Here is a 26,530-nt window from a genome sequence, read left to right as displayed (position 1 = left end):
CAGTCCGGGCGCCTACGCGGACGCCCTCGTCCGCAAGGGCACGGGGGCGTTCCAGGCCGACGCTGCGGTGCTGTTCAAGGCAGACATGCATCAGCGAGGTCCGCGGCGGGCGGCCAGGGCAAGCGGCAGGAGCGCGGTCAGCAGGGCGAGGGCGGCAAAGCCGAGCGGGGTGATCAGGCCGGTGCCGACGCCTATCAGGACAGCGGCTGTCAGGAGCCCTGTCACGCCGGGCAGCAGGGCGGCGCAGGCCAGGCCGCACGCGGTCACGGCGAGCCCCGCGGCCAGTCCGCCGCGGGCGGTCAGCCGCCCCTCGTCCAGCGCGCGCCCGGCCCACGGCTGAACGACGGCCGCGCACGCTGCCAGGGCCGAGACGGCGGCCCCGGTGGCGACCGGCGGCAGGCCGTCGGCTGCACCGCACAGGGGCAGGAACCCCACGCCGACGGACAGGGCGGCGGTGGCGGCGGCCAAGGCGGCCACCGGCCGCAGGAAGGCGCCGTCGGTCAGCCGACGGGCCAGGCCCAGGAGGGTCTGGCGGCTCTTGGGCGGGGGCGGCACGGCGGGCACCGCGAGCGCGGCCCACACCGCGACGGCGGCGGCCAGCAGCATCAGGACGGCGAACAGCAGCGTCAGCCCGCCCGCCCACACCAGCACGCCGCCGAGCAGGGGTCCTGCGGTGTAGCCGATGCTCTTGAAGAAGCCGTACGAGCCGAACGCCCGCCCGTGTTCGGCCTGCGGGTTCAGGCGGGCGACCAGCGCGGAGGCGGCGGCCCCCTGCCCCAGCCGGGCAGCCCACAGCCAGCCCGGGTGCAGGCGAGCGAAGACCCGTTCGCTGTAGTCCTCGAACCGCCGCGCGCACTCGGCCAGCTGCCGGTCGGCTTCCTGGGCTCCCGGGGCGCCGAACACGTCCCGGGCCTTCAGGTCGCGGTGCCAGCGGCGCAGCCGCTCCAGCGACTGCTCCTCCTCTTCCAGCTCGGCGAGGGTTAACTTGCCCTTGCCGATCTCCTTGTCCAGCTCGGCGGTGTACTTGCCGCAGTCGGCGGTGAACTCCGCCCAGTCCTCCTCGCGGGCCGCGGTGAACATCGCCTCGAAGCGGGCCGCGTCCTGCGGCCCCCGTCCGGCGGCACGCAGCACCACACTCTCGCCCTGGGCCCGCTCGGCCACCCCCAGGGCCCGCTGCACGCCGTCGGCGAAGACCGGCACGTCCGGCACCGCCCATACGCCCTGGCCGAGCGACAGCGCGCCGACCTTGCGCAGCTCCCGCCACACCGCCACCCGGCGCCGCGACGGCTGCGCCAGGAGCCGCAGGATCAGCACCATCCATTGCATCGCCGGTTCATCATTCACCTTGTGAAAGCAACACGCGTTACATTCCCCTGAGGAGCGGGTGTCACTTTCACTGCCGGGCGTGGGGCCTGTCCGAGGGATCGGTCGGGCGGCTTGCCGTGACGAGCCACGAGGTGCTGCGCAGCCGTACGGTGCCGTCGGCCGCCTCGTGGGCTTGCAGGTGGTCCATCAGGGCGCGGCGGGCACGGGCCTGCGCAGGCGCGTCGACCTGTTCCATCAGGTGGCGACCGGGGCCTGTGCGGAGCAGGAACTCCGCCGCGTCCTCGGCCCCTTGCCCCCATACGCCGTGCGCCTGTGCCTGGCTGACGGTGATGCCGGTGAATCCGGCCGCGGTGAGGACATCATGGATGCGGCCGGGGGCGGCCAGGGAGAACATGCCAGGCAGCCCCGGCTGCCCGAAGTCGCCGACCGGCAGGATGTCGCGCAGCGAGGTCATCGCCACCACCCAGCCGTTGAGCATGGCGTCGGCCGGGCAGATGAACGCCAGGCGACCGCCGGGCGTCAGCGCCCGGCCGACGTTGGCGAAGGCAGCTACGGGGTCGGCGAAGAACATCACCCCGTAGCGGCTGATCGCCGCGTCGAACGCCTCCGCCTCGAAGGGGTACACCTGCGCGTCGCCTTGTTCGAAGGAGGCGTTGGCAATGCCCTCCCGCTGCGCGCCGGCCCGCGCCTCGGCCAACATCGGGCCGGACAGGTCGAGGCCCAGTGCGCGTCCTTGGGGTGCCCTGAGCGCGGCGAGGCGCGTGGTTTGCCCGGAGCCGCAGCCAAGGTCCAGGACCCGATGGACTGTGGTGATTCCGGCGGCATTGAGCAGTGGCTCGTTGAAGCCCTCGTTCACGGCGTTCCAGCGGTCTTGGTTACGGGCCCAGTGGCTGCCTTCGGAACCGTTCCATGCTTGTGCCTGCTCCGTGTTGACGACGTCGGGCACGGGTGCCTCCTGTGGTGGATGAAGGAGAATGGGCGTGTGCCCAAACAGTATGGGCATCTGCCCAAACCCGCAATCTCCACTACCATCAACGGAGTTGCGCGCCTTGCGGGCGACGGAAGCGGAACGGAAGAGAGACCCATGTCACCGCGTGGAGTGGCGACGCCGGACGTATGCGAGCAGCTGTTCGCAGCCGCCGAGCGCGTCGTGGAAAAGCTCGGCCCCGGCGCACTCACCAGCCGGGCCGTCACCACCGAGGCAGGCTGCGCGAAGGGGCTGCTGCATGCACACTTCGCGGGGATGGACGAGTTCGTGGCCGAGCTCTGCCTCAACCGGTTCGCAAGGACCGCCGCGAAGGCGCAGGCGCTGTCCGGACTCGCAGGGCAGAACACGGTGGTGCGGAATCTCGATGCCGTCGCCCTCGCGCTGTTCGACTCCGGCGGCCCGGCCGTATCGGGCCTTGCCATGTCCCGCCCCGGCGCCGCGCTGCGCATCCGCGAGGCCCTGGAAGGCGGGGCGCCCGGCTTCGACGCGATCCAGGAGGCCGTCACCAGCTATGTGCAGGCTGAACAGCGGCTCGGCCGGGTCGCGGAGAACGTCGACCCGAGCACCGTGGCCCTGGCCGTCGTCGGCACCGCCCACCACCTGCTGATGACCAGCTGGCCGGGCACGCCTGACCCCAGGCCTGCCATGACGCGCCTGGTGACCGCGCTGGTAGACGGCCAAGGGCCCTCCGGCGGATCACCGACAGACGCACCGACGGACGCACAGGCGGACGCACAGGCGGATCGCGGCGAAGGCGAAGCTCAAAGCGCCTCGCCCGCAACACCGCCGAGCTGACGAGAGAAGCGGTCGGGCCGCAACGTCGGCACCGAACCATGTCGTCGGCGCTCACCCGAGAGCGTCGACGGCCGAGGTGGCGTCTTCGTGCGTTATGCGGCCCGTGCCGCCCCCTCGATGTTCTCCGCCATGCGGCGGAGCACGCTCACCGCGGCGAGGTACTCCTCGTCCGACACCCCGTCGATGATCCGCCGCCGGGCCTCCCCGATCCGTTCGGCCACCGCGGCATGGCCTTCGGCGCCGAGCGGGGTGAGCGCGTACGGGCCCTCGGCGCCCTCCCGGACAACCCAGCCCCGGCGGCCCAGACCGTCCAGGACCTCGTCGAGCGTGATCGCGCCCTCGCCCCAGAAGGGGCGTAGCGCCTCGGTGAGTTCGTCGAGGGGCTTCGGGCCCGTTGACAGGGTGTTCAGGACCTGCCAGTGGCGCCGGGCGAGGCCGCTGTCGCTCAGGGTGCGCTCGAAGTCGGCCTCGATCAGGCCGTCCAGGTGCTTGAGCCAGTATCCGATCGGCTTCATCGCCTTCACCTCCAGAGGTGCATGTAAAATAGCAACTAGTTGTTCTTGATTATGCATGGAGGCGTGATGGCCGACAACAGAGAACCTGTGGACGACATCGAGCGGGCCATGGTCGCCATCCGGCGCAGCCAGAGCAGGCGTTCACTGGCGCGGCTCGCCGGCGGGGAAGACCAGGACTCCCTCAGGGGCGCGGCAGCGAGAGGCGCCGCCTTCGACGTACTGGACGCGATCGAGGCGGCGGAGCAGAGCGGCACGCCCGCCACCGTCTCCGGCGTCGCCGCCGCCCTGGCCGTCGACCAGCCCCGCGCCAGCAAGCTGGTCGCGGGGGCGGTCGAGGCCGGGCTGGTGCGGCGGGAGGCGGATCAGGCGGACGGGCGGCGCGCCCTGCTGGTCATGACCGAGTCGGGGCGCGCCCTGACGGACGAGGTCCGGCGGTTCCGGCGGTCGGTGTTCGCGGAGGCGATGGCCGAATGGCCGGAGACGGATCGCGCCGAATTCGCCCGGCTGCTCACGGACTTCGTCGGCGCGCTCGGCAGGGTCGGAGGCCGGATCGGGGGCCGGATCGGGGGCCGGATCGGGGGTCAGGCGCCGCAGTGAACGGCCCCGGGGATCAAGGGAACCGCGATTGGCTCACCAGCCCCGTCAGCGGGGCCGGCCCGACCGCATCCGCCGCAACTCGGCCGCCCTCCCCACCTTTTCCGTACCGATCGGCGCGGAAGTGCTACGGTCCTCGCCGGCATCGTCGCCCTGATCATCGGCCGGTTCATCCCCGCCGCGTCCCATACCGACAGTGCACCCTCCGTACGGTCGCAGTTCGCGGCGCTGCGCTCGGGCCGCTTCTGGCTCGCATGGGCCGCGGGCGTGCCGCTGCCCGGCCCCACCGCAATACGCGCCACCCGCACCGACACGCCCTCAGTGCTCGCACGCCTTCCCACTGCCCCATTACCTTGACCTCGACAGAGATCTGCACCGCTCGGTACCGGAGGGGTACGATTCATCTGTGCAGACTCAGCGGAAGGCGCCGATCGGCCGGCCACGCGGCTTCGATGCCGAAAAGGCGCTCGAACAGGCCATGCGGGTCTTCTGGAGCCAGGGCTACGAGGGCGCCAGCCTCACCGACCTGACCAACGCCATGGGCATCAGCCGCACCAGCATGTACGCCGCCTTCGGCAACAAGGAAGACCTGTTTCAGAAGGCCCTGCAGCGCTACACCGACGGCCCCGCCGCATACCTCCCTCGGGCTCTGGCGGAGCCGACCGCGCGGCAGGTGGCCACCGCGTTCCTCACCGGCTCCGTTCGGGCCACCACCCGCCCCGACTCTCCCGCCGGATGCCTCGGTGTCCAAGGCTCTCTGGCGGCGGGCGAGCCCGGTCGCGATGCCCGGGACACGTTGGCAGCGTGGCGCAACAACGCCATCTCGCTCCTACAGGAGCGGTTTCAGCGGGCCGTCGACGAGGGCGATCTGCCGGCAGGGACCGATCCCGGCCTGCTCGCCCGATACCTCATGACCGTGAGCAACGGCATCGCCGTTCAGGCCGCCGGCGGCGCCACCCGCGACGACCTCCAAATGGTGGCCGACATGGCCCTGCGGCAGTGGCCGCCCGCCTGAGAGGTCGTTCGAAGCAGGCGGATTGCCCTTTGAACGACGCGCACGGCGCACCGGAGGGCCGGGGCGCCGTGGCGGTTGAGCGAAGAAACGGGATGGGGCGGGGCGTCAGCAGGTCGTGGGGGTGGCGTGTGCTGGATCGAGGGCGTTGACCGCCTCGTGGAAGGCGACCCGGTCGGTCATGGCGATCGTGACATGCTCCGACAGATCGCTCGGGCACAGGTCCTGGACCACGACGTTCTTGACGTCGGAACCGGTGAGGAACTGCGCGCGGTAGGGCGTGGCGACCTCGTCGTACTTGGTGGAGATGACGGTGTAGCGCACGCCGGGGACGGTGTCGCCGCCCTCGTTGAGCCTTGTGAGGAACGCCGACCCGACCACCTGGTCCGTCAGACCGGGTGTGTGCTTGGCGAGCACGTCGGCCGCGCCCGGGAAGTAGTCGAGCAGCTTGGTGAGCCCGGACAGGGTGGTGCCGTGGTTGGTGGGGGCCAGGCCGACCAGGGCATTGACCTTGGCCGCACCGCCGAGGAACTTCAGGTAGTAGCGGGGCATCATCCCGCCCTGGGAGTGGCCGACGATGTCGACCTTGGCGGCCCCGGTGGCGGTGCGCACCCGGTCGACGTACGCGGACAGCTGCTTCGCCGAATCGGCGATCGGGCCGAGGCCGTAGAAGATGGGCACGCCGGGCAGCTGGCCGTAGTCGAGGGAGAAGACGCAGTAGCCGCGGTCGACCAGGTACGGGGCGAAACCGAGCCAGTTGTCGACCGAGTTGCCGAGGGTGCCGTGCACCAGGACGACGGGGCGGGGGTGCTGGGCGGACGGCTTGCACGAATAGTCGTTCCAACCGCTGCTCGTCGCGCTCTGATCGGCGGCGGTTTCGTCGGGCGCGGCGCTCGCGGCGACCGGCGCCATGGCCGCCGCGACCGCCAGGGCCAGGGCGGGCAGTGACCTGCGGAGCGAGCGGATACGCCTCCAGTGCGACATCACATGGACTCCTCGCTGGTGGGGGAGGGTTGCGCAGGACCGTGCGCTCTGCGATCCGGATCACAGGGGTGGTGTGTCGGCCTTAAATTACGCGCCAGTAGCAAGGCCATCCAGCCATCCGTAGGTGAAGAAAACCTCACCCACCCCTCACGCAACGTCCAGGAACACGGCCCTGTCAGAGGGGGGGCGTAGAGTCGGCAGCACGTGATCTCGAGGACGACGGGGGACTCTGATGAGCACAACAGACCTGGTGGAGGTCTCGTCCGAAGCCGAGTTGCGGGAGCTGGTCGGCGAGCCCAATCAGCAGGCGGCCAACAAGTCCCGTCCCGCGCTGCATGGGTTGGACCGGGAGTGGCTGGCGCGGTCGCCGTTCTGTCTGATCGCCACCTCGGACGCCCAGGGGCGGTGCGATGTCTCCCCCAAGGGCGACCCCGCGGGATTCACGCTCGTGCTCGACGACACGACCATCGCGATCCCGGACCGCCCCGGCAACAAGCGGATGGACGGCTTTCGCAATGTGCTCGCCAATCCCCACGTCGGGCTGATCTATCTGCTGCCCGGGCGCAGTGACACGCTCCGGATCAACGGCCGGGCGCGGCTGCTGCGTGACGCCCCGTTCTTCGACGACATGGTGGTCAAGGGCAACCGCCCGCGGCTCGCTCTCCTCGTCGAGATCGAAGAGGTCTTCCACCACTGCGCCAAGGCGTTTCTGCGCTCGGAGCTCTGGAAGCCGGAGACCTGGCGCCCGGACGAGCTGCCGTCCAGGCCCCGGATATGCAAGGCGCTCGAAGCCCCGGACGTCCCCCTGGAGGCGCTGGAGGAGCACTACGGCCCGAAGTACGCGGAGCGGCTTTACAGCTGAGGTGGCCCGGACGGCCAGGATGCCCAGGGCGGCCCGGAAGCCCAGGGCGGCCCGGAAGCCCTGGGCGACCAGGTCACATCAGGCGCCCGGGGCACGTCAAAGAGCGCTTCGGTCACAAGGACGCTTCGGTCACCAGATGTCGAATCCCCCGGCCGGGCGCACCGCCCGCTCGCCGAAGCGGGCCCGTGCCCGGTCGACTGCGGCCTCGATACGGCGGGCCTTGTCGTCCGCGGGGTCGAAGGTCAGCTGGTGGGAGGCCAGTTCGGCGGCGGCCAGCCCCTCGGCGCGCAGCGCGATGGACCGCACCCGGGCCCGCTGCAGGCCGAGCGCGGCGTGCAGGGCGTACGCGGTGGCGATCAGCGCCGGGGTGTGGGCCGTCGGTTCGGCCAGGGTCCGGCTGCGGGTGGTCGTGGAGCGGTCGGCGTAGCGGACGGTGAGCGTGAGGGCGCGGGCGACCTGTCCGCTGGTGCGCAGCCGGGAGCCGAGCCGGTCCGCGAGGGTGAGCAGCGCGCGGCATCTGCGTTCCGGGTCCAGCTCGTCGTGGCCGAAGCGGTGTTCGGCGGCGATGGAGCGGGCCGGGGCGTTCGGGGTGACGGGGACGGGGTCGATCCCGCGCGACCAGTCGTGCACCCGGCGGGCGGTGGCCGGGCCGAGGATCCGGCGCAGGGTGGGCAGCGGCACGGCGGCGATCCGGGCGGCGCTGTCGAGACCGTACGAGCACAGGGTGCGGGCGGTCGCCTGGCCGACGCCGGGCAGGGCGGTGGGGGGCTTGTCCGCGAGGAAGGCGGCGACCGCGTCCGGGTCGTCGGGGACGGTACGGACCGCGGCGGCGTCCTGTGCGGCCATGCGGGCGAGCAGCGGGTTGGTGGCGACGCCGACGGTGCAGTCGACGCCGTACCGGGCCAGCGCCCGGACCCGTACGATCTCCGCCAGTCCGGCCGCGTCCCGGTCGAAGTAGCGCAGCGCGCCGGCGACATCGGCGAGCGCGGCGTCGGGCGGCACTGCCTCGACGACGGGGGTCACCTCGGTGAGCAGGGCGAGCAGGCCCTCGTAGGTGTCCGCGCCCAGGACGGGTCCGGGGCGGCCGGGGCCACGACGGCCGGGACCGGGGCCAGGACCTCGGCCGGGGCCTCGGCCGGGCGTGTCGGGGGCCGTCCCCGCCGTTCCCTCGGCGGGGTGGAAGCGCACGTACAGCACATGCGGTTGCTCATGGGTCTCATGGGTCGGTTGGGGAGTCATCCTGCGCTCCCTGGGCTGGAATGCCACAGCTTGCGGCCGGTGGCGGCCTGTTCGCCCGCGGGCTGTAGGTCGGCCCACGGGTGCATGGCGTAGCCGGTGGGCAGGTGGATGCGGCGCCCGGAGTCACCTCCGGTCCCGCTCCCTGCTTCGTGCCCGGCCTCACTCCCGGCTTCGGCGTCCGCGTCGGCGGGGGCACCGGGCTCGGGCTCCGCCCGGCCCACACCCGCGCCCGCGCCCGCACCCGCACCCGCACCCGCACCCGCACCCGCGAGTTCGGCGGCGACTGCCTCCAGGCCGCCCTCGCGCCGGAGTTCGGCCAGCTCGGCGAGGTTCCAGACCGCCGAACCGACGACGCTGAGGCTGCGCGGCCCGCGCCGCTGAACCACGCCGCGCACCAGCAGCAGCCAGGAGTGGAAGACGGTGTGCGCGCACGCGGCGTGGCTGTCGTCGAAGAAGGCGCAGTCGACCAGCCCCGTGCCGTCGTCGAGCGTGGTGAAGATGACGCGCCGCCCCGAGCGGATCGGCGGGGTCTGGGTGGCGGCCTTGGCCCCGGCGACCAGCACGGTCTCACCGTGCCGCGCATCGCGCAGCCGCTTCGCCGGGACCGCGCCCAGCTCCTCCAGGAAGGCCCGGTGGTCGCCCATGAGGTGGCGCGAGACATCCATGCCGAGGATGCCGAGCTCGGCGCCGAGGCGTTCCTCCGGGTTCAGATCGGGCAGCCCGGCGGGGGCGGGCGGCGCGGTCTCGGCCAGCGGGAGCTGGCCCTCGCCGGTGCCGTCGCGCCGGGCGCCCCGCTGCTGCCGGTGCAGTTCGGCGATCTGCAGCAGCAGATCGCGGCGGCTGGTGCCGAAGGCGTCCAACGCGCCGACCTGGGCGAGCCGTTCGGCGACCGGCCGCCCGGGGTGGGCGCGCCGCCACAGGTCCTGGAGCGAGGAGTACGGCTGCCCGGCCGCGATCCGCTCGGTCTCGGCCTCGCTGATGCCGTGCACATCACTCAGCGCGAGCCGTACCCCGAAGCCCGCGCCCGCGGAGCCGGGGCCCGTGAAGCCCGCACCCGCGGAGCCCGCACCCCTGGAACCCTCGCCTGTAGAGCTCACGCCCATGGGCCCCGTACCCGCCGCCCCGGCTGCTGACGCCCCATCACCAGACACCAGTTCGATTCGATAATCCGCACCCGACCGGTTCACATCCAGCGGCAGAATCGGCACCCCACGCCGCCGCGCGTCCGCCAGCAGCAGCCGCTTCGGGTACATCCCCGGGTCGTGGGTGAGCACCCCGGCATAGAAGGCCGCCGGGTGGTGCGCCTTGAGCCAGGCGGACTGGTAGGTCGGCACCGCGAAGGCCACGGCGTGCGCCTTGCAGAAGCCGTACGACCCGAACGCCTCGACGATCTCCCAGGTGCGCGCCAGCACCTCCGGCCGGTAGCCGCGGTTCGCCGCCTCCGCGTGGAACCAGGCCCGTACCCGCCCTTGCCGCTCGGGGTTGGACAGCGCGCGCCGCGCCTCGTCGGCGAGGTCCCGTTCGCAGCCCGTCATGATCGACAGGATCTTGATGATCTGCTCATGGAAGACGACCACGCCGTACGTCTCGCGCAGCGCGTCCTCCAGGTCCGGATGCGGATAGCGCGGCGGTTTGCGGCCATGCCGCGCCTCGATGAAGGGGCGCACCATGTCGGCCGCGACCGGGCCTGGCCTGAAGAGCGAGATGTCGACCACGAGGTCGTGGAAGGAGGTGGGCTGCAGCCGACCGAGGAGGTCGCGCTGGCCGGGCGATTCGATCTGGAAGCAGCCCAGCGTCTCGGTGGAGCGGATCAGGTCGTAGGTCGCCGGGTCGTTCGGCCGCACCACCTCGGGGTCGTCGAGGTCCAGCGGGCGGCCCGTGACCCGCGCCACCTCCGCGGCCGCGTGCGCCATCGAGGACTGCATCCGCACCCCGAGGACATCGAGCTTGAGCAGCCCCAGGTCCTCGACGTCGTCCTTGTCGAACTGCGACATGGGGAAGCCCTCGCCGCTGGTGGGCACGACGGGCGTACGGGCCCGCAGCCCGGCGTCGGAGAGCAGCACTCCGCACGGGTGCATGGCGATGCCACGGGGCAGCCCGTCCAGCGCCTCGACCAGCTCCCAGAGCCTGCCGTAACGTTTCTGCTCGGCCGCGACCGCGCTCAGCTCGGGCAGTTCGGCGAGCGCCGCGCGGGCGTCGCGGGCGCGGATGTGCGGGAAGGACTTGGCGAGCCGGTCCACCTCGGCCGGGTCCATGCCGAGGGCCGCGCCCACGTCCCGTACGGCGTGGCGCACCCGGTAGGTCTCGGGCATCGAGACAGTCGCGACCCGCTCCGCCCCGAAGCGGTCGAAGATCGTGCGGTAGACCTCCAGACGGCGCGCGGACTCCACGTCGATGTCGATATCGGGCAGCGCGGCCCGCCGCACCGACAGGAACCGCTCCATCAGCAGGCCGTTCGCGACGGGGTCGGCGTGCGCGATGCCGAGCAGGTGGTTGACGAAGGAGCCGGCGCCGGAGCCACGGGCGGCCACCCGGATGCCGAGCGCCCGGGTGTCGTCGACGACCTGGGCGACGGTGAGGAAGTACGAGGCGAAGCCCAGCCGCTCGATGGTGCGCAACTCGTTCTCCAGCCGCCCCCACCGCTCGTGGTCGCGGTCGTAGCCGCGCAGCACCATGGCGGCGGCGCAGCGCGAGCGCAGCACCCGCTCGGCGCTCCGGTGCCCGGCCCCGACCAGATGCGGCTCGGGGAAGTGGATACTGCCGAGGCCGATGTGGTCCTCGGGGTCGACGAGGCATGCGGCGGCGGTGCGCTCGGTCTCCTCAAGCAGCCGGTACGCGGCGTCCTGCCGTCGGCCCGCGGCCTCCGCGATCTTCTCGGCGATCCGCGCCATGTCCCGCGGGCCCTTGAGCCAGCGCTCACCGCTGTCGAGCGCCGCGGGGTCGCGCGGGTCGATCGGCACCAGCCTGCGGGCGGCGTCCAGTACGTCGGCGACCGGGCCCTGCCCCGGGTCGGCGTACCGTACGGCGTTGCTCAGCACGGCCCGTACGCCCTGGTCGGCGGCGAAGCCGACGGTACGGGCGGCGAGCCGCAGCGAACCGGGGCCGGGGCCGGTGCGGCCGTGCCACACGGCCTCCAGGCGCAGCGCGTCGCCGAACAGTTCACGCCAGGGGGCGATCAGGTGCTCGGCCCGGTCGGGCCGCCCGGCGGCCAGGGCCCGGCCGACGTCGGAGTCCGGGCCGAGGAGCACGGTCAGCGGGGCGAGGGCGGTGGTGCCGCCGCCGCTTTCGAGGTCTTCCCAGCGCAGGAGTGGCTGCCCGGCGCCACCCGCGCGGGTTCCCGCATGGGCGGCGGAGACCAGTCCGCACAGCGCGGCCCAGCCGGCCGCGCCGCCCCGCGCCAGGAAGACCGCGCGGGGCGCGGACTCATCGATGAACGCCCCGCCGCGCACCGGCGTGCGCCGACGGACCGTACGCCCCGGCTCCGGGGCCCGCGCCTGTACGGCAAGGTCCACCCCGAAGAGCGGCCGCACCCCTGCGGCCGCGCCCGCCTTGGCGAACCGGACCGCCCCGGCGAGGCTATCGCGGTCGGTCAGCGCGATCGCGTCCATGCCGCGCTCGGCGGCGCACTGGGCCAGCCGCTCCGGGTGGACGGCTCCGTACCGCATGGAGAACCCGGAGGCGGTGTGCAGATGCGTGAACCCTGGCATCCACACCTCCTGCCGCTTGTCGCACCCCCTGCCGTCCCTGCCCGCCACGCGGCGCAGCCCTCGCCCCACCTTAAACCAATTCTCGAACACTCGTGCGAAACGACCCGCCTCCCGCGTGACCTGCGGGAATAACATCTCTCCCCTTCACCATAAGGGATCAAAAACCCTATAACCCCCATAGCGTACGGCGGTACACCCACACCGGCCCGGCAGCCGACCGCGTAAGGTCACCGCCATGACCGACCTCCCCGGCCACTCCCCTGAATCCGACGACGCCGGCCTGCTCGGCCTGCTGCGCGAGCAGCGCACCGGCGCGCTCGTCACCCTCAAACGCGACGGCCGCCCCCAGTTGTCCAACGTCGCCTTCGCCTACGACCCCACGGCGCGCCTCATCCGCATCTCGGTCACCGACGGCCGCGCCAAGACCCGTAATCTGCGCCGCGATCCGCGCGCGAGCTTCTACGTCACCAGCGGCGACCGCTACTCCTACCTGGTCGCCGAGGGAAACGCCGAGCTGACCCCGGTCGCGGCCGATCCCCACGACGCCACCGCCGACGAGTTGGTCGAGGTCTACCGGGCCGTGGCGGGCGAGCACCCGGACTGGGAGGAGTTCCGCGCCGCGATGGTCGCCGAAGGGCGGCTGGTGGTGCGGCTGCGGGCCGAGCGGGCGTACGGGTGGGGGCGGGAGAGCGGCGCGCTGAGCGGCCCGCTCGACGGTTAGGCCGCGGCTGGGCCGCGGCCGGTCCACGGCTGGGCTACGACTGGGCCCTGGCCGGCCCAGGTCAGATCAGTTCAGTTCAGCAGTGCGGCCGTGAACACCCCGCGGTGGGCCGCCGGCCAGGACCGCATACGGTCCCAGCGCCCCCATCCGCCACGCTCGGCCCACGCCTGGACGAAACCGGGGTCACCGTCGGCCACCCGGTCCGCGACGAAGGCCCGGCAGGTCTCGGTGGCCTGCTCGATGACCCCGGGCAGCTCGGCTCGTTCCCGCCGCGAGAGGCCGTGGCCGTCGGCGAGGGTCCCCAGCCGCGCGGGGCGTCCAGCGCGACGGGGTGCAGGGTGGTCGCGGACGCGGGATCGATCATGGGCACCCAGTAACGGGCCGTCATGGCGACGTCCCAGATGGGGCGGCCCGGGGCGGCGAAATCGAAATCGATCAAGGCGGCGGGACGGCCGTCACGGAACACGACGTTCTCCGGGCACACATCGTTATGGCACAGGATCGTTCCGCGCCCCGGACCTTCCGGGTCGGCCAGGTCCCGGGGCCACTCGGCACGACCGTCCACCCCGACGGCCAAGCTTCATGGCTTCACGGCTTCATACGGGGTACACATCGGGGTTGGTCCAACGGCTCCGTCCTCGCCGTCGATGTGATCCGGGTACCCCCGACGAGATCGTGCCGCGCCCCTCCGCCGCTCCCCTCCGCCGCTCCCCCGACCGGCGCAGCCGCGGGTGCATTCCGGTCGAGCCGGTCCGGCTGGGGGCGGACCGTCGCCTTGCGGTCCCGGCCAGGTCGCCGCCGCGTGCTCCCGGGGAACGCGCTTTCCTCGCGCAACAATGAGCCACCGAATGATTACGTGTTGCGACCGGAAGTGATCGATCAACATGCGTTCCTGACATGCATCGCGTAAGACTCCGTCCGGTATCTGCAACCACGAGCAAGGGAGTGTTCGAAATGCGGAAAACCGCAGGGGCGATCGCTCTGGGCGCCGCCTTGACCTTGAGCAGCGTGGTGGGGACAGGAGCAGGCGGCGTGGCGAGCGCCGCGCCCGCGCAGCCGAGGAGTCTGTACCCGGCCTCGGCGCTGGTGCTCAGCTACGGAGAGGGGGAGGGCGCGGGCTCGGCCGCGGTGCGGCGCGCGGTGACGCTGAGCTGTCGTCCCACCTCGACCGGCACCCACCCGACGCCCGACAGAGCCTGCGCCGAACTGCGTGCGGTCGACGGGGAGTTCGGGACGCTGACGGCCAGAACGGAGCACGGTCGAGCCTGTACGAAGGAGTGGCGCCCGGTCACCGTCACCGCCGAGGGGGTCTGGGAGGGCCGCCGGGTCTGGTACGAGCACACCTTCCCGAACCCCTGCCTCAAGAACAACGTCCGGAGCCAGGTGTTCGACTTCTGAGCGCCTGAGCGCCTGAGCGCCTGAGCGCGTTGAGTGCCCAAGCGCTTTGAGCGACTGAGCGCGCTGACCGGCAGGACCCCTGAGGCCCTGCCGGTCGGCGCGTCAACCAGTCACCTCTCAGCCGATCTCGGCGCCGTACGCCTGAAGCGCCTCAGGCACCGGCTGGAAGAAGGTTTCGCCACCCGAGGAGCAGTCGCCGCTGCCGCCCGAGGTCAGCCCCAGCGCGGTGTCGTCCGCGAAGAGCGAACCGCCGCTGTCGCCGGGCTCGGCGCACACGGTGGTCTGGATCAGCCCCTCGACCGTGCCCTCCTGGTAGTTGACGGTCGCGTTGAGGCCGGTGACCTCACCGTCGTGCACCTTGGTCGTGCTGCCGCTGCGCTGCACCTTCTGGCCGACCGTCGCATCGCCGGCCTTGGTGATGGACTGCGTGCCGCCGTAGAGGTTCACCTCGCTGGGGTGTGCGGTGTCGCCGGTGTACTTGACCAGCCCGTAGTCGTTGCCGGGGAAGCTGCTGCCCGCGTTCTTGCCGATCTCCGGGCCGCCCTGGGACTCGGACCAGCTGCTGATCGCCTCGGTGCAGTGACCGGCGGTCAGGAAGTACGGCTCGCCGCCCTTGACGACGTTGAAGCCCAACGAGCAGCGCCCGCCCTGGCCCCAGATGGCGTCGCCGCCCGCGATGAAGGTACGGAACGTCCCGGCCGAGCGGCGCACCTCGACCTTGTCGCCGAGCCCGTCGGCCACCTTGTTCAGCCGGTCGAGCCGGGTTCCCTCGACCGTGCTGTCGGCCGTGACGACGACCTTGTCGGTCCTCGGGTCGACCGACCACGAGGTGCCGGGGATGGTCGCCTTGTCCTTCAGTACCGCACGCGCCGCGCCGAGCTGCGCCAGCGAGTACTTGACCACCTTGGCCTCGGCCCCGGCCTCACGCACCTGGTCGGCGGCTGCCTGGTCCAGGACGTTGACCACCAGCTTCTTGGCCTCGGCGTCGTAGTACGCCCCGGCCGCGCCGTCCTTGAGGTCGGCGATCAGGGCGGCCGCCGTCTGCCCGGCCTCGGCGGCCGAGAGGGAGGGGGGCGGCGGCGGGGTGGGGGCCGCGTTCGCGGTCTGCAGGGAGAGGACCCCTGCGGTCAGGGCCACGGCGGCGCCGGTGACGGCCATACGCCGGGATATGCGTCGGTGCTTCAACTCAAGCCTCCTGTGGGGGGTTGGGCCCGGCGATGAGGTACGTCGGACCCGGAGGGCTCTTGGCACAGGCGCACCTGCCCAGCAGGGGGCGCGTCCATGCCAAATTGCGCCGACGAGTATTCCGGGGTGCGCGGGGCGCATACAAGGTCGCGTACACGTCGCACGGAAGATCACGAAAATGCGCCCCGTCGCGCCGGGCACGGCCGTGCGGACGTACGGGCGTACGGGCGTACGGGCGTACGGGCGTACGGGCGTACGGCAGTTCGGCGCAGCGCTACCGCCGAGGGCCTTACCCCTGCAGACCGATGAGGGCGTTGTACGCCTCTTGGACAAGGGCGTTGCCGGGGCCGGGGGCGGCGTTGGCCAGGGCTACCAGGGCCGTTGCATGGCGCGGGTTGAAGCCGGCGAAGGCCGTGAAACCGCGGGTGGCGCCCGAGTGGTGGTACAGGTCGGAGCCGTCGGGGCGTCGGCGGATGTTCCACACCAGGGACAGGCCGCGGCCGTTCGGCAGCCGGACCCGGGGGCGGGTGACATCGCGCAGAGCGGTCCGCAGCGCGGCGGGGACGGCGGTCGAGGCGGCAGCCGGGGCGGGAGCCTCGACGGGGTCGAGGATGGTCTCGACGAGGGCGAGCAGATCACGCGCGCTGGTGCGGAGGGCTCCCGCGGCAGGCAGGCCGGGGATACGGAAAGCGGGCCGGGCTCGGCCGTACCAGTAGCCGGTGGCCTGCGCGCCCCCTTCGGCCGCCGAGAGGGCGCAGCCGGTGTCCCGCAGCCCGAGCGGCCGCAGCACGCGGGCGTCGAGGAGCGCGGGGTACGGAGTGCCGTCGGCCGCACCGGTCAGGGCGTGGCCCAGCAGGCCGAGGCCGAAGTTGGAGTAGCGCACACGGGTGCCCGGGGCGGCCCGCAGCCTGGTGCGGGCCAGCGCGCGCAGCACATCGTCGGGGGTGAAGGCGGCGTAGGGGTTGGTGAAGAGGAGTGGGGCCGCCGAGCGGAGCAGTCCGGGTGGGAGACGCGGCAGTCCGGAGGTGTGGGTGGCGAGATGGGTCAGGGTGATGGCGGTGCCGCCCGTGGGCAGGCGGGTGGCGGCGGGGAGGTGACGGACGAGGGGGTCGTGGTGGCCCAGGTCGCCGCGGGCCGCCTGTTCGGCCAGCAGCAGGGCCGTGAACGTCTTGGTGAGGGATCCGGCCTCGAAGCGGGTGTCCGCGTCGGCCGGCACATGGCTGTGGTGGGCGATATGGCCGCGTACCACCAGGGCGCGACGGCCTTCGCGGTGCAGCCCGACCGCGATCGCGCTGGCCCCGGGCGCCGCGGACAGCAGCATGCCGGTCGCCCGGCGCACCACGGCGGGGGCGAGCAGGTGGTCCGCGCCGTGGTGCGCCGGGCCGGCCACGAGGGCGCCGGTGGAGGTGTGGGTGGTCATGGTGTGGGGCTGTCAGGTGTGCTGGTTGCGGGGGTGCCGATGGCAGGGGCGCCGGCTGCGGGGGTGTCCAGGGCGCGGGCCAGGGCGACGGAGGCGGCGATGGCGGCCACGATGGTGGTGTGCTGGTGGTCGTGGAAGCGGGTGACGGCGTCGTCGTCGACGGGCTGGTCGTCGCGGGGCAGCAGGCCGTCGGCGTGCTGGAGTTCCGCCAGCCGCCGCCAGTCGTCCGGCTCGGCGTACGGCGCGGGGAGGCAGCTGCCGACGAGCAGCAACTCGCCGACCAGGTCCCACTGGCAGGTCTCGGTCCAGATGTCCGTCCACACCGGAAGCCAGCGGGTGAGGTAGGCGGCCATATCGCCGGGCAGCCCGCCCGGCCACCGGCCCCAGTCGGTGAGGTGGAAGACGGTGTGGGTGACGTGGTACCCGGTCATCCAGTCGATGTACCAGGGCGCCGGGGTGCCGCCGAGCCAGGTGGCCCGGGCCGACGTCTGCCAGTCGGGCGCCCCCGCGCCGCCGTCGTGGCCGGTGAGGCGCAGGGCGTTGGCGACGGCGAGCCGGCGGTTGGGCACATGCTCGACGACATGGGCGGCGCCCAGCGCGGCGTGGTGGGGGATCAGCCGCTCCAGGCCGGGGTGGCGGTAGCCGGCCCGGGCGAAGTGGGCGTATCCCTCGATGGTGTCGGTGGCCAGGGGGTGGCGCAGCAGCCGCTCGTACAGCAGAGCGCCCTCCTTCAACTGGGCCCAACTGAAGTCCAGCAGTTCGCGGGCGAGGGTGGCCTCGCGGCTGCCGGCGGTGCCGTCGCGCAGGACCAGGGAGGCGGCCAGCCCGGTCTCCGCGAGTGCCTTGTAGCCGTCCGTGTTCCCGGTGATGTCCCCGCCGTCCAGCGCGCCCAGTTGGCGGTGGGTGTGCAGCCAGCCCAGAGCGCGGGAACGGATGTCATGGGCGACCCCGGCCAGGGCCGTGCTCATGCCCCTCCCTCCCGCTCAGTCCCGGCGCGCTCCAACGCGCGAGCTTCCCTCGTCACTGCTCGCTCCTCCGTCGCCGCACGGCTCCTCAGTCCAGCCCGCACAGCGCACCAAGACACGCACCCCTCCCCCCACTCAGTCCCGGCGCGCTCCAACGCGCGAGCTTCCCTCGTCACTGCTCGCTCCTCCGTCGCCGCACGGCTCCTCAGTCCAGCCCGCACAGCGCGCCAGGACACGCACCCCTCCCCCCGCTCAGTCCCGGCGCGCTCCAACGCGCGAGCTTCCCTCGTCACTGCTCGCTCCTCCGTCGCTGCGCGGCTCCTCAGTCCAGCCCGCACAGCGCGCCAGGACACGCTCATACCGCCACCTCCACGCCGAGCAGCCGGCGGGCGATCGCCGCGTCCAGCAGACAGCGGTCGTCGCCGCCGCGCAGCGCGATGTCCTCGGCCAGCAGGGCCACATCCAGCGGGAGGGCGACTCCGTCGGCGGCCAGCCAGGCCAGCCAGCGGGTGATACGCGCCGCGGTGGCGAAGTCCCGCCGCAGCAGCGCGCGGGTGGCTCCGCGGGACAGGGCCAGGACGCCGGAGCGCGCGGCCTGGTGCACGGGCCCGTCCAGACCGGGCAGCGCCAGCGACGCCAACTGCCCCATCCGCAGCGACCAGGGCGCCCAGCCCTCCCCCAGGCCCTGGCCATCGGCCGGGTCGGCGGCCGAGCGGTGGCGGGGCGCGCCGTCGTCACACGGCGGCGGCCCCTGCGGCACCGGTGCCGCGACACACCACGGGTCGGGGTCGAGCCGGGCCGCCACGGCGACCAGCCCCCAGTCGATCCAGGCCCGGAGCCACGGCCGCTCCCGCCCGCCTGGTGGCGCGGCGGGCGGGCGGCGTACGGGAGGCAGCGCCGAAAGGCTGAGGCGTACGGCGGCCGACTCCTCCGGCAGCAGGGCCCGGCCGGTCAGCACATACGGGGCCAGCGCATCGGCCCCCAGAACGCGCACGGCGCCCACCGCGACCGCCGCGCTCGATGTCGCCGCCGCGCCGCCTCCCTCGCCGCCTACGTCGCCGCCTCCGTCGCCGGCTACGGACGGCTCGCGATGCGCCGCCTGAGAATCCGCCGCCCGGAGATGCGCCGCCACGACAGCCGTGCCCCCGACGCCCCGCAGGGCATCGAGGGCACAGCGCGCCAAGAGCTCGGCCGATGCGCTGACAGCAGCGCGTGACCGCTCGGTGATCACCGGCGCCGAGGCTCCTTCGGGGCCCTCGGCTCCTTCGGCTCCTTCGCCGAAAGCACCATCATGACCAGGGATGTCATGGCCGGGGTGTGCAGCGGAGCGCCGCTCACCGGCGCCTCAGGCCGTGCCATCAGCCCCTCCAGCAACTCCGCGTGCAGGGTCAGGCCGTCTTGCCGTTGTCTTTCGACCAGCATCGTCACTCCCGGTGAAGAGCGCCAACATTACGTGGATGCCTCCCTATCAAATCTTTTGAAAGAGCCACAAGCACGACGCGCCAGCCCAAAAGGGGAAATAGTTAGTCATAACGGCGCACAACAGAGCCAGCGGTCCGCCGATGCGGACCGCTGGCTCTGCTGTGCCGCTGGTGCGGGGATCAGCTCCTCCGGCGGGTCACGGTCTCGGGGCTCGTCTCCGTCCGCACTTCACGGCGCGGACGGGGCTCGGCACGGGGCTCGGTCGGCTCGACCAGTTCGGGCATGCCGGCGGATGCCGCGGCGGCCGGCCGATCCGCGGGCCGATCCGTCGGCCGATCCGTCGGCCGATCCGCGGGCCGGGGCTCCGGGGCGGCCCGGGTGCCGTCGGGGTGGGGCGCCTCCTGCTGGCCCCTCTCAAGGAAGCGCAGCAGCTCCACGGGGATGGGCAGCACCAGCGTGGAGTTCTTCTCGGCGGCCACCGCCATCACGGTCTGCAGCAGCCGCAGCTGCAGCGCGGACGGCGTCTCGGCCATCTGCGCGGCCGCCTCCGCCAGCTTCTTCGATGCCTGCAGCTCCGCGTCCGCGTTGATGACGCGGGCCCGCCGCTCCCGGTCGGCCTCGGCCTGGCGGGCCATGGAGCGCTTCATGGTCTCCGGCAGCGAGACGTCCTTGATCTCCACCCGGTCGATATGCACGCCCCACCCCACGGCCGGGCTGTCGATCATCAGCTCCAGGCCCTGGTTGAGCTTTTCGCGGTTGGACAGCAGATCATCCAGGTCGCTCTTGCCGATGATCGAACGCAGCGAGGTCTGGGCCATCTGGGAGACCGCGAAGCGGTAGTCCTCGACCTGGATGATCGCGTCCGCCGGGTCCACGACCTTGAAGTAGACGACCGCATCGACCCGCACGGTCACATTGTCCCGGGTGATGCCCTCCTGGGCGGGCACGGGCATGGTCACGATCTGCATGTTCACCTTGCGGAGCCGGTCGAAGCCCGGAGCGATCATCGTGAACCCCGGGGGCCGGATCGCCGACCGCAGCCGGCCGAGCCGGAGGACCACGCCCCGCTCGTACTGCTTGATCACGCGCGCCGCCGCCATCGCGTAGACGGCCCCGCACGAGAGCACGACCGCGCCTGCTGTCACAAGCTCCTGGACCATCACGGCCACCTGCCGTCCGTATCGCGAGCGATGCCCCATATGGGGCGCTGTTGTCCACGATAGTCCCGCCCCGACGCACCGGGGCGGGTCAAGACAGGAACCCCCGCCCGGAGGACCGGGCGGGGGTCACGGGGCTCGGCCGGGCAGCCAGGCCGTGGGTCGGTACGGCCGTGGGGATCCGTACCGGCCGTGGATCGGGTGGATCAGCAGTGGATCAGCGGATCAGCGATCGACCAGCAGATCGGCGGTGGATCAGCGGATCAGCGGTGGATCAGCGGATCAGTAGACGCTCACGCCGTACGCGTTCAGCGCCTCGACGACCGGCTGGAAGAAGGTCGTACCGCCGGAGGTGCAGTTTCCGCTGCCGCCGGAGGTGAGGCCGAGGGCGGTGCTGCCGGCGTACAGCGGGCCGCCGCTGTCGCCGGGCTCGGCGCAGACGGTGGTCTGGATCATGCCGTAGACGATGTCACCGTTGCCGTAGTTCACCGTGGCGTTCAGCGCGGTGACCCGGCCGCTGTGGATGCCGGTGGTGGAGCCGCGGCGGGTGACCGTCTGGCCGACGGTGGGGTTGGCGGCGCTGGTGATGTCCTGGCTGCCGACGGTGCCGGAGGGGGTCACCGAGCCGCTGTACCGGACCAGACCGTAGTCGTTGGTCGGGAAGCTGGAGCCGGCGGTGGGGCCGATGGTCGTGGTGTGGCCGGAGTTGCTCCACCAGGTGCCCGCGCCGTCGGTGCAGTGACCGGCGGTGACGAAGTAGTTGGCGCCACTGCTGTTGCGCACGTTGAAGCCGAGGGAGCAGCGCCAGCTATCCGCGTAGATAGCGTCGCCGCCGGAGATCAGTTTGTTTATCTTGCCCGGGGTGCGCTTGATCTCGATCGCGTCGGCGTTCGCGCCGGCGGTGCTCTTGATCTTGGATATCTCGGCCTGCGAGACGGTGCTGTCGGCGGTGACCACAAGGGTGTTGGTCGCCTTGTCGACATACCAGGCGGTGCCCGCGACATCGGCCTCGAGCACGGCGCTACCGGCCGCCTTGGCCTCGGCCGCGGTGGTCTTGGGAGTCGCGTCGTTTCCGGCGTAGGCGGGGGCGGCGAGCGCCGTCCCGGCCACCAGGGCCGAGGTGGCGGCGACCAGGGCGAGACGTCTCGCGTGCTTGCTGTGGGGGGCGTTGCGCTTGATCCTCAACTCTTCCTCCGGGGGAATCGGGGGTCCGCTTGGGTGGGCAGGCCCGTGAGGCGCAGTCAATGAGCACACGAACGGGAACGCCGCGGTCGTTTCCGGCGTGCTCCTGACAAGCGCTCCCGGAAGTATTCGTGGAGTCAACCAAGGTGCGCAAGAGGTCAATTAAAAAAGTCGTCGGCGCAAGTCACATGGCCCCGGCGGCTTCCGGCCACCGGGGCTGTGCACCCATCCCCTCGGGTACCTGGTTGGACGAGTCAGCGGGGGATCAGGTTCCGCCCTCTGCCGACGACTTCGCCCCGGGCCGTGAAAGACCGAGATGTTCGCGCAGCGTTCTCCCCTCGTACCGGGTCCGGAACGCACCGCGCTCCTGGAGCAGCGGCACCACCCGGTCGACGAACTCGTCGAGCCCGCCGGGGGTCAGATGCGGTACGAGGATGAAGCCGTCGGCGGCCCCGGCCCGTACGAAAGCGGCCATCTCCTCGGCGACCGCCTCCGGTGTGCCGATGAAGGACTGCCGTCCGGTCGCCTCGATGACGGTCTGCCGGATGGACAGCCCCTTCTCCTCCGACAGCGCCCGCCACTTGGCGGCCAGGGCGCCCGGATCACCATGCCGCACCCGGCCCTGGACCCGTTGGGAGTCGGGGTCCGGGTCGATGTCCGGAAGCGGCCCGTCCGGGTCGTAGCCGGACAGGTCGACGCCCCAGATCTGCTCCAGGGTGAGGATCGCGGTCTGCGGGGAGACCTGCTGCCGACGGATCTCGGCGGCCTTCTCCTGCGCCTCGGCCGCGGTGTCCCCCAGCACGAAGGTCACCCCGGGCATGATCTTCAGATCCTGCGGAGCACGACCGTAGTCGGCCAGCCGCCGCTTGACGTCGGCGTAGAAGGCGCGGCCCGACTCCAGCGTGCCGTGCCGGGTGAAGATGATGTCGGCGGCGGACGCGGCGAACTCGCGCCCCTCGTCGGAGTCCCCGGCCTGGATGATCACGGGGTGGCCCTGCGGGCTCCGCGGCACGCCGAACCGCCCCGAGATCCGGAACTGCGGCCCGGTGTGGTCGAAGGTGCCGGGGGCGCCGCCGTCCGGCCAGGAGTCCCACAACTCGCGCGCCGTGGCGACGAACTCCGCGGCCCGGGTGTAGCGGTCGGCCCGGTCGAGATAGCCGCCGCGCCGGAAGTTCTCGCCGGTGAAGGCGTCGGAGGAGGTGACCACGTTCCAGGCCGCGCGACCGCCGCTGAGGTGGTCCAGCGAGGCCAGCCGGCGGGCGAGTTCGTACGGCTCGTTGAAGGTCGCGTTGACCGTGGCGGCCAGGCCCAGCCGCTCGGTGACGGCGGCCAGCGCGTTCAGCACCGTGATCGACTCCGGTCGGCCGACCACGTCGAGGTCGTGGATGCGGCCGTTGTGCTCGCGCAGCCGCAGCCCCTCGGCGAGGAAGAAGAAGTCGAACAGACCGCGCTCGGCGGTGCGCGCGAGGTGTTCGAAGGACGAGAACTCGATCTGGCTCCCGAAGGAGGGGCTGCGCGTAGCGCTTCGGCCAGGGGTGGTGGTCGGGCTGGCGGGCGGGCCGGCCCAGACGGTGGTGTTGTTGACCCCTGGGAAGTGCGCTGCCAGGTGCATCGTCTTCCTCGTCCCCTCGCTCATTGGACAGTCTCCCTCGGCTGCGCGTTCGGCTGCGCGTATCGGTTGGCCGGGCGGGTCAGGCCCAGGTGGTCGCGGAGTGTGGTGCCGGGGTAGAAGGTGCGGAAGAGCCCGCGGTGCTGGAGCAGCGCCACCGTGCCGTTGACGAAACGTTCCAGGTCATGGCGCGGTACGACGGGCGTGATGTGGAAGCCGTCCACGGCCCCCGCCTGGTGCCAGCGCGCGATCAGCTCCGCGAGATCGACCGGGCCGCCGCGGTACAGCGGGAGTCCGTCGGCCCGTGCCGTCAGCGGGCCGCTGGGCGGCGGGAGTTCGGAGGCCGGTTCGCCCTCGCACAGGTCGACCGCGAGGGCGGCGAGCACGGTGAGCGCGTCCTCGTCGCGGCCGTACGCCACCGCGCGCCGCCGCAGCTCGTCGCGGATCGCGCCGGCCGCCTTGGGCGTGGCGGCCCGTACGTACGCCACATCGGCGTGGCGGGCCGCGGTCCGCCGGGCGACCGGGTCGGTGGCGTCGACCACGACGACCGGGTGGCCCTGGGGCGGCCTGGGCACGATGGACGGGCCGCGCACGCTGAACCGGGCGGACTCGAAGTCGACATAGTGCAGCTTGTCGCGGTCGACGAAGCGGCCCGTGGCCTCATCGCGGATCTCGGCGTCGTCCTCCCAGCTGTCCCACAGCCGGGCCGCGACGTCCGCGACCTCCCCGGCCTCCGCCCACAGCTCCTCGGCGGGGGCGGCGGTGCGGCGGCCGATCAGCCGGGCCTCCGCCTCGGTCGGCGACACCTCGGCCCGCCAGCCCGCCCGGCCGTGGCTGACCCAGTCCAAGGTGGCCACGGCGCAGGAGAGGTGGAACGGTTCTGTGTGGGTGGTGGTGACGGTCGGCACCAGGCCGATCCGCCCGGTGCCGGGCGCCACGCGCGAGAGCACCGCGAGCGCGTCGAGCCTGCCCTGCCCCTCCCCGGGCGGGCCCAGGGAGTCGTCCAGGGTGATGAAGTCGAGCATGCCGCGCTCGGCGAGGCGCGCGAGCTCGACGAAGTACGGCGCCTGGTAATGCCCGGTGCCGTCGATGGCGGCGGCCAGGTGGAGCAGACGGGGCCGGGGCGCGGGGCGGGCCCCGTGGGGGTACGGGGCGCGGCGGTGCGGGGCGGGAGGAGGCTGGGATTCGGCCATGGGTCAGGGGCCTTCCTGGTGAGGGGTCGACGGTTCAGCGGGCCTGGGCTCGGACAGTGAGCGAGGCGCCTTGGGCGCGCGGGGCCTGCGGGGCACGCGGGGCACGCGGGGCACGCGGGGACATGGAACGGAGCAGCGACAGCAGGGCGCGCGCCGTCGCGTCGTTCTGGCGGAAGACGGGCGCGTTCGTACGGGGCCGGGCGAACCCCCCGGAGCCGCGGGCGTCGGTGTGCGGGCCGAGCGCGAAGCGGCACGGGTGGGGGCGGCCGGCCCGGTCCAGGATCCGGCCGTCGTCGGGGCTGACGGCGAGCAGCCCGGCGGGGGTGGCGGCGGCGCCGTCCTGGTGCAGCGAGTGCAGCAGCGCGTCGCGGGTGTGTGCCACGGTCGGCTCGGGCAGCCGGGCCTCGACCAGTGCACGGGCCTCCACCGCCGGGCCCGCTACTTCGGCGCCGCTCGCCCGGAAGACCTTGCGCAGCGGATCGGCGACCACCCGCAGTTCCGGGCCGAGGAAGCGCACCACACCGGCGCGGGAGAGCGCGAGCAGTTGGCGCAACCGGGGGCCGGGCGGGCCGGAGGCGAGGTAGCTGAAGAAGCCGTGCCACTGGCCGCCGATGTCGCCGAGCCGCGTCAGCTGGCCGTATACGGACAGCAGGGCGAGGAAGACCGCGAGGTCGGGGCTGTGGCCGGGGTCGTGGCGGCGGGCGAGATCGGCCTCGATATGCGCGCGCAGGCCCTGCTCCAGCGCCTCGTGGCTCGCGAACCGCCGCCCGGCCAGGGGCCGGTCGAGGGCGTCGAGGTCGAGCCGGTCCGCCGGGTCGGGGACGGCGGCCGCGACCAGGGCGCGCAGTTCGGGGCCGCCGGGCGGGCAGGCGGCGTAGCGCTCCTCGAAGTCCGGCCAGGGCATGGCCGTACGGTCGGCATGGGCCGTGAACAGCCGGTGGTAGTGGGCGAAGCCGAGCTCCTTGGCGATCAGCGGCCAGATGTCGCGGCGGTAGTCGGGCCGGCCGGGGCGCCGCAGCAACTCCTCGACCTGGGCCGGTCCGAAGAAGCGGGGCAGCGGTGGACGTTCGCCCCGCCATCCGTAGCCGATCTTGGCGCGGTACGGGACGCCGCGCCGCGAGCCGACGTGGAGCACGGGCTCGCGGCCGGAGGGCCGGTACGTCAGCTCCCCGGCGCCGGTCTCCTCATAAGCCCCGCCGCGCCCCTCGGTGAGCAGGACCATCAGGTCCACGAAGGCGAGCCCGAAGCCGCGCACGATCACCGGCTCGCCGGGGCGCAGTCGGCTCAAATCGCTGTCGGCGGTGAACTCCGGCGGCAGGTGCACGAGTCCGTGTTCGGCTGCGAAGGCGGCCAGCGCCCGCTGTTCTTGGTCGGGTTCGGCGTCGAGGTGACCGAGGGCGAGCACGACGGCGTCGGCGGCCAGCGGGGTGGCCCGCCCCTCCAGCCACACCTGCTGCACCCCGTCGCGCGGGCCGGTGATCCGTACGGCGCGGCGGCGGTGCCGGTGGACCGTGACGGTGGGCGGCAGGGCGGCCACCGCGCGCTGGTGCACCCAGGCCAGATACGCGCTCTGCAGCCGTCGGCTGGCGAAGCCACGGCCGGTCAGCGCGGCGGCTTCGGCGGCGAGTTCGGGGGAAAGGTCAGGCGAAAGCTCGGGGGGAAACTCGGGCGCGGGGCCGTCGGGGAGCGCCCCGGCGCGGGCGCGCTCCGCCCACTCGGCGAGAGAGGGGCCGGGGCGGACCGGGCCGTCCTGCTCGACGGTCTCGTCCGAGAACACGGTGACGTCCTCGGCCATGGAGTTCATCCACAGCAGCGGGGACTGGTCCGGGCGCCAGATCCGGCCGCCGCCGGGCGGATGCGGATCGACCAGGTGCAGATCGAGGGGGGCGGCCTCGCCGTACAGCTCGGGGGCGTTGGCGGCGATGCGCTCCACGAGGCCGGTGCCGCGGGGGCCCGCGCCGACGATCACAAGGGCGGGGGGTCGGGAGGGAAGGTCCGGTCGCACGGACATGCGGAAGGCTCCGTCGGTTCGTCACCGAACACGCCAGTGGCCTTCACACCCGGCCGCGCCCCTCAGCACGGCCTGTTGCCGAGGCTAAGCCGTCCCCACGACCCGTTGTCAAGGTTGTCCGAACTGTGGGCGGCGCGTCTCATGGCCAGTTGACGCGGAACCGCAAGGCTGTTCCACTTGGGCCATGCAGCCACGTCAGCGACTGATCACGCGCGGACACATCGACTTCGGTCGGGTGTGGTCCG

At 72.7% G+C, this 26,530-nt stretch carries 21 protein-coding genes and 2 pseudogenes; 6 read left to right on the top strand and 17 right to left on the bottom strand.

Features of this window, described 5'->3' with window-relative positions; genetic code table 11:
• Positions 1 to 90: 90 nt before the first annotated feature.
• Positions 91 to 1,344 (bottom strand): MFS transporter, encoded by a 1,254-nt coding sequence (locus ACH4U7_RS37595; RefSeq protein ID WP_398532255.1) that lies wholly within the window; start codon positions 1,342 to 1,344, stop codon positions 91 to 93.
• 49 nt (positions 1,345 to 1,393) lie between these two features.
• Entirely contained in the window at positions 1,394 to 2,272 is an 879-nt protein-coding gene (locus tag ACH4U7_RS37590) for a class I SAM-dependent methyltransferase (protein ID WP_398532254.1), read from the bottom strand.
• 138 nt (positions 2,273 to 2,410) lie between these two features.
• On the opposite strand from ACH4U7_RS37590, the pseudogene ACH4U7_RS37585 reads away from it, so the two are divergent.
• Positions 2,411 to 2,995, top strand: a pseudogene (locus ACH4U7_RS37585) (TetR/AcrR family transcriptional regulator); the annotation flags it as partial.
• A gap of 206 nt (positions 2,996 to 3,201) precedes the next feature.
• Here the strand turns inward: ACH4U7_RS37585 and ACH4U7_RS37580 are convergent.
• Complete coding sequence (locus tag ACH4U7_RS37580) at positions 3,202 to 3,624, bottom strand: MarR family winged helix-turn-helix transcriptional regulator (RefSeq protein ID WP_398532253.1); 423 nt, start codon at positions 3,622 to 3,624, stop codon at positions 3,202 to 3,204.
• 66 nt (positions 3,625 to 3,690) lie between these two features.
• Here ACH4U7_RS37580 and ACH4U7_RS37575 point away from each other — a divergent pair, with 66 nt between their 5' ends.
• Both ACH4U7_RS37575 and ACH4U7_RS37570 read left to right on the top strand, forming a co-directional pair.
• Positions 3,691 to 4,221 carry a MarR family winged helix-turn-helix transcriptional regulator gene (locus tag ACH4U7_RS37575; RefSeq protein WP_398532252.1) on the top strand — a complete coding sequence of 177 codons (531 nt, stop codon included), beginning with the start codon at positions 3,691 to 3,693 and terminating at the stop codon, positions 4,219 to 4,221.
• Positions 4,222 to 4,624: 403 nt separating this feature from the next.
• Positions 4,625 to 5,233 carry a TetR/AcrR family transcriptional regulator gene (locus ACH4U7_RS37570; protein ID WP_398532251.1) on the top strand — a complete coding sequence of 203 codons (609 nt, stop codon included), beginning with the start codon at positions 4,625 to 4,627 and terminating at the stop codon, positions 5,231 to 5,233.
• A gap of 105 nt (positions 5,234 to 5,338) precedes the next feature.
• Here the strand turns inward: ACH4U7_RS37570 and ACH4U7_RS37565 are convergent, their stop codons facing one another.
• Entirely contained in the window at positions 5,339 to 6,214 is an 876-nt protein-coding gene (locus ACH4U7_RS37565) for an esterase/lipase family protein (protein WP_398532250.1), read from the bottom strand.
• Positions 6,215 to 6,446: 232 nt separating this feature from the next.
• Between ACH4U7_RS37565 and ACH4U7_RS37560 the strand changes: the two genes are divergently transcribed.
• On the top strand, positions 6,447 to 7,076 hold the full coding sequence (locus tag ACH4U7_RS37560) for a pyridoxamine 5'-phosphate oxidase family protein (protein WP_398532249.1): 630 nt from the start codon (positions 6,447 to 6,449) through the stop codon (positions 7,074 to 7,076).
• A gap of 129 nt (positions 7,077 to 7,205) precedes the next feature.
• Here the strand turns inward: ACH4U7_RS37560 and ACH4U7_RS37555 are convergent, their stop codons facing one another.
• Both ACH4U7_RS37555 and ACH4U7_RS37550 read right to left on the bottom strand, forming a co-directional pair.
• Positions 7,206 to 8,315 (bottom strand): DNA polymerase thumb domain-containing protein, encoded by a 1,110-nt coding sequence (locus ACH4U7_RS37555; protein ID WP_398532248.1) that lies wholly within the window; start codon positions 8,313 to 8,315, stop codon positions 7,206 to 7,208.
• Positions 8,312 to 12,022: a DNA polymerase III subunit alpha gene (locus ACH4U7_RS37550; protein WP_398532247.1), complete on the bottom strand. Its 3,711-nt coding sequence runs from the start codon at positions 12,020 to 12,022 to the stop codon at positions 8,312 to 8,314. Before ACH4U7_RS37550 ends, ACH4U7_RS37555 begins: the two co-directional genes overlap by 4 nt.
• A 235-nt stretch (positions 12,023 to 12,257) precedes the next feature.
• Here ACH4U7_RS37550 and ACH4U7_RS37545 point away from each other — a divergent pair, with 235 nt between their 5' ends.
• Positions 12,258 to 12,743, top strand: coding sequence for a PPOX class F420-dependent oxidoreductase (locus tag ACH4U7_RS37545; protein ID WP_398532246.1), 486 nt, complete (start codon positions 12,258 to 12,260; stop codon positions 12,741 to 12,743).
• Positions 12,744 to 12,814: 71 nt separating this feature from the next.
• On the opposite strand, the pseudogene ACH4U7_RS37540 reads toward ACH4U7_RS37545, so the two are convergent.
• Positions 12,815 to 13,323: pseudogene (locus ACH4U7_RS37540) on the bottom strand (phosphotransferase); the annotation flags it as partial.
• Between the two features lie 374 nt (positions 13,324 to 13,697).
• Between ACH4U7_RS37540 and ACH4U7_RS37535 the strand changes: the two are divergent.
• Complete coding sequence (locus ACH4U7_RS37535; protein ID WP_398532245.1) at positions 13,698 to 14,141, top strand: subtilase-type protease inhibitor; 444 nt, start codon at positions 13,698 to 13,700, stop codon at positions 14,139 to 14,141.
• A 117-nt stretch (positions 14,142 to 14,258) separates the two neighbouring features.
• Here ACH4U7_RS37535 and ACH4U7_RS37530 read toward each other — a convergent pair whose 3' ends face one another.
• From ACH4U7_RS37530 to ACH4U7_RS37485, 10 genes are all read right to left on the bottom strand, one after another.
• The gene (locus ACH4U7_RS37530; RefSeq protein ID WP_398532244.1) at positions 14,259 to 15,326 is read right to left on the bottom strand and encodes a S1 family peptidase; all 1,068 of its coding nucleotides are present in this window, start codon (positions 15,324 to 15,326) and stop codon (positions 14,259 to 14,261) included.
• 289 nt (positions 15,327 to 15,615) lie between these two features.
• Positions 15,616 to 16,746 (bottom strand): serine hydrolase domain-containing protein, encoded by a 1,131-nt coding sequence (locus ACH4U7_RS37525; RefSeq protein ID WP_398532243.1) that lies wholly within the window; start codon positions 16,744 to 16,746, stop codon positions 15,616 to 15,618.
• Complete coding sequence (locus tag ACH4U7_RS37520) at positions 16,743 to 17,714, bottom strand: DUF6895 family protein (protein WP_398532242.1); 972 nt, start codon at positions 17,712 to 17,714, stop codon at positions 16,743 to 16,745. The genes ACH4U7_RS37525 and ACH4U7_RS37520 overlap by 4 nt, the downstream gene beginning before the upstream one ends.
• 352 nt (positions 17,715 to 18,066) lie before the next feature.
• Positions 18,067 to 18,942, bottom strand: coding sequence for a hypothetical protein (locus ACH4U7_RS37515; protein WP_398532241.1), 876 nt, complete (start codon positions 18,940 to 18,942; stop codon positions 18,067 to 18,069).
• On the bottom strand, positions 18,939 to 19,133 hold the full coding sequence (locus ACH4U7_RS37510; RefSeq protein WP_398532240.1) for a hypothetical protein: 195 nt from the start codon (positions 19,131 to 19,133) through the stop codon (positions 18,939 to 18,941). Before ACH4U7_RS37510 ends, ACH4U7_RS37515 begins: the two co-directional genes overlap by 4 nt.
• A gap of 179 nt (positions 19,134 to 19,312) precedes the next feature.
• The gene (locus ACH4U7_RS37505) at positions 19,313 to 20,293 is read right to left on the bottom strand and encodes a slipin family protein (protein WP_398532239.1); all 981 of its coding nucleotides are present in this window, start codon (positions 20,291 to 20,293) and stop codon (positions 19,313 to 19,315) included.
• Positions 20,294 to 20,572: 279 nt separating this feature from the next.
• Positions 20,573 to 21,475, bottom strand: a complete 903-nt coding sequence (locus ACH4U7_RS37500) for a S1 family peptidase (RefSeq protein WP_398532238.1) — start codon at positions 21,473 to 21,475, stop codon at positions 20,573 to 20,575.
• A 262-nt stretch (positions 21,476 to 21,737) separates the two neighbouring features.
• Positions 21,738 to 23,108, bottom strand: coding sequence for an NtaA/DmoA family FMN-dependent monooxygenase (locus ACH4U7_RS37495; protein WP_398532237.1), 1,371 nt, complete (start codon positions 23,106 to 23,108; stop codon positions 21,738 to 21,740).
• On the bottom strand, positions 23,105 to 24,274 hold the full coding sequence (locus tag ACH4U7_RS37490) for an LLM class flavin-dependent oxidoreductase (protein ID WP_398532236.1): 1,170 nt from the start codon (positions 24,272 to 24,274) through the stop codon (positions 23,105 to 23,107). Before ACH4U7_RS37490 ends, ACH4U7_RS37495 begins: the two co-directional genes overlap by 4 nt.
• Positions 24,275 to 24,308: 34 nt before the next feature.
• Positions 24,309 to 26,285 carry an FAD/NAD(P)-binding protein gene (locus tag ACH4U7_RS37485; protein ID WP_398532235.1) on the bottom strand — a complete coding sequence of 659 codons (1,977 nt, stop codon included), beginning with the start codon at positions 26,283 to 26,285 and terminating at the stop codon, positions 24,309 to 24,311.
• Positions 26,286 to 26,530 lie beyond the last annotated feature (245 nt).

The organism is Streptomyces sp. NPDC020845, assembly GCF_044334165.1.
Lineage (GTDB): Bacteria > Actinomycetota > Actinomycetes > Streptomycetales > Streptomycetaceae > Streptomyces.
The sequence above is the reverse complement of the archived record's forward strand: the minus strand, read 5'-3'. Positions and strand labels throughout refer to the sequence as shown.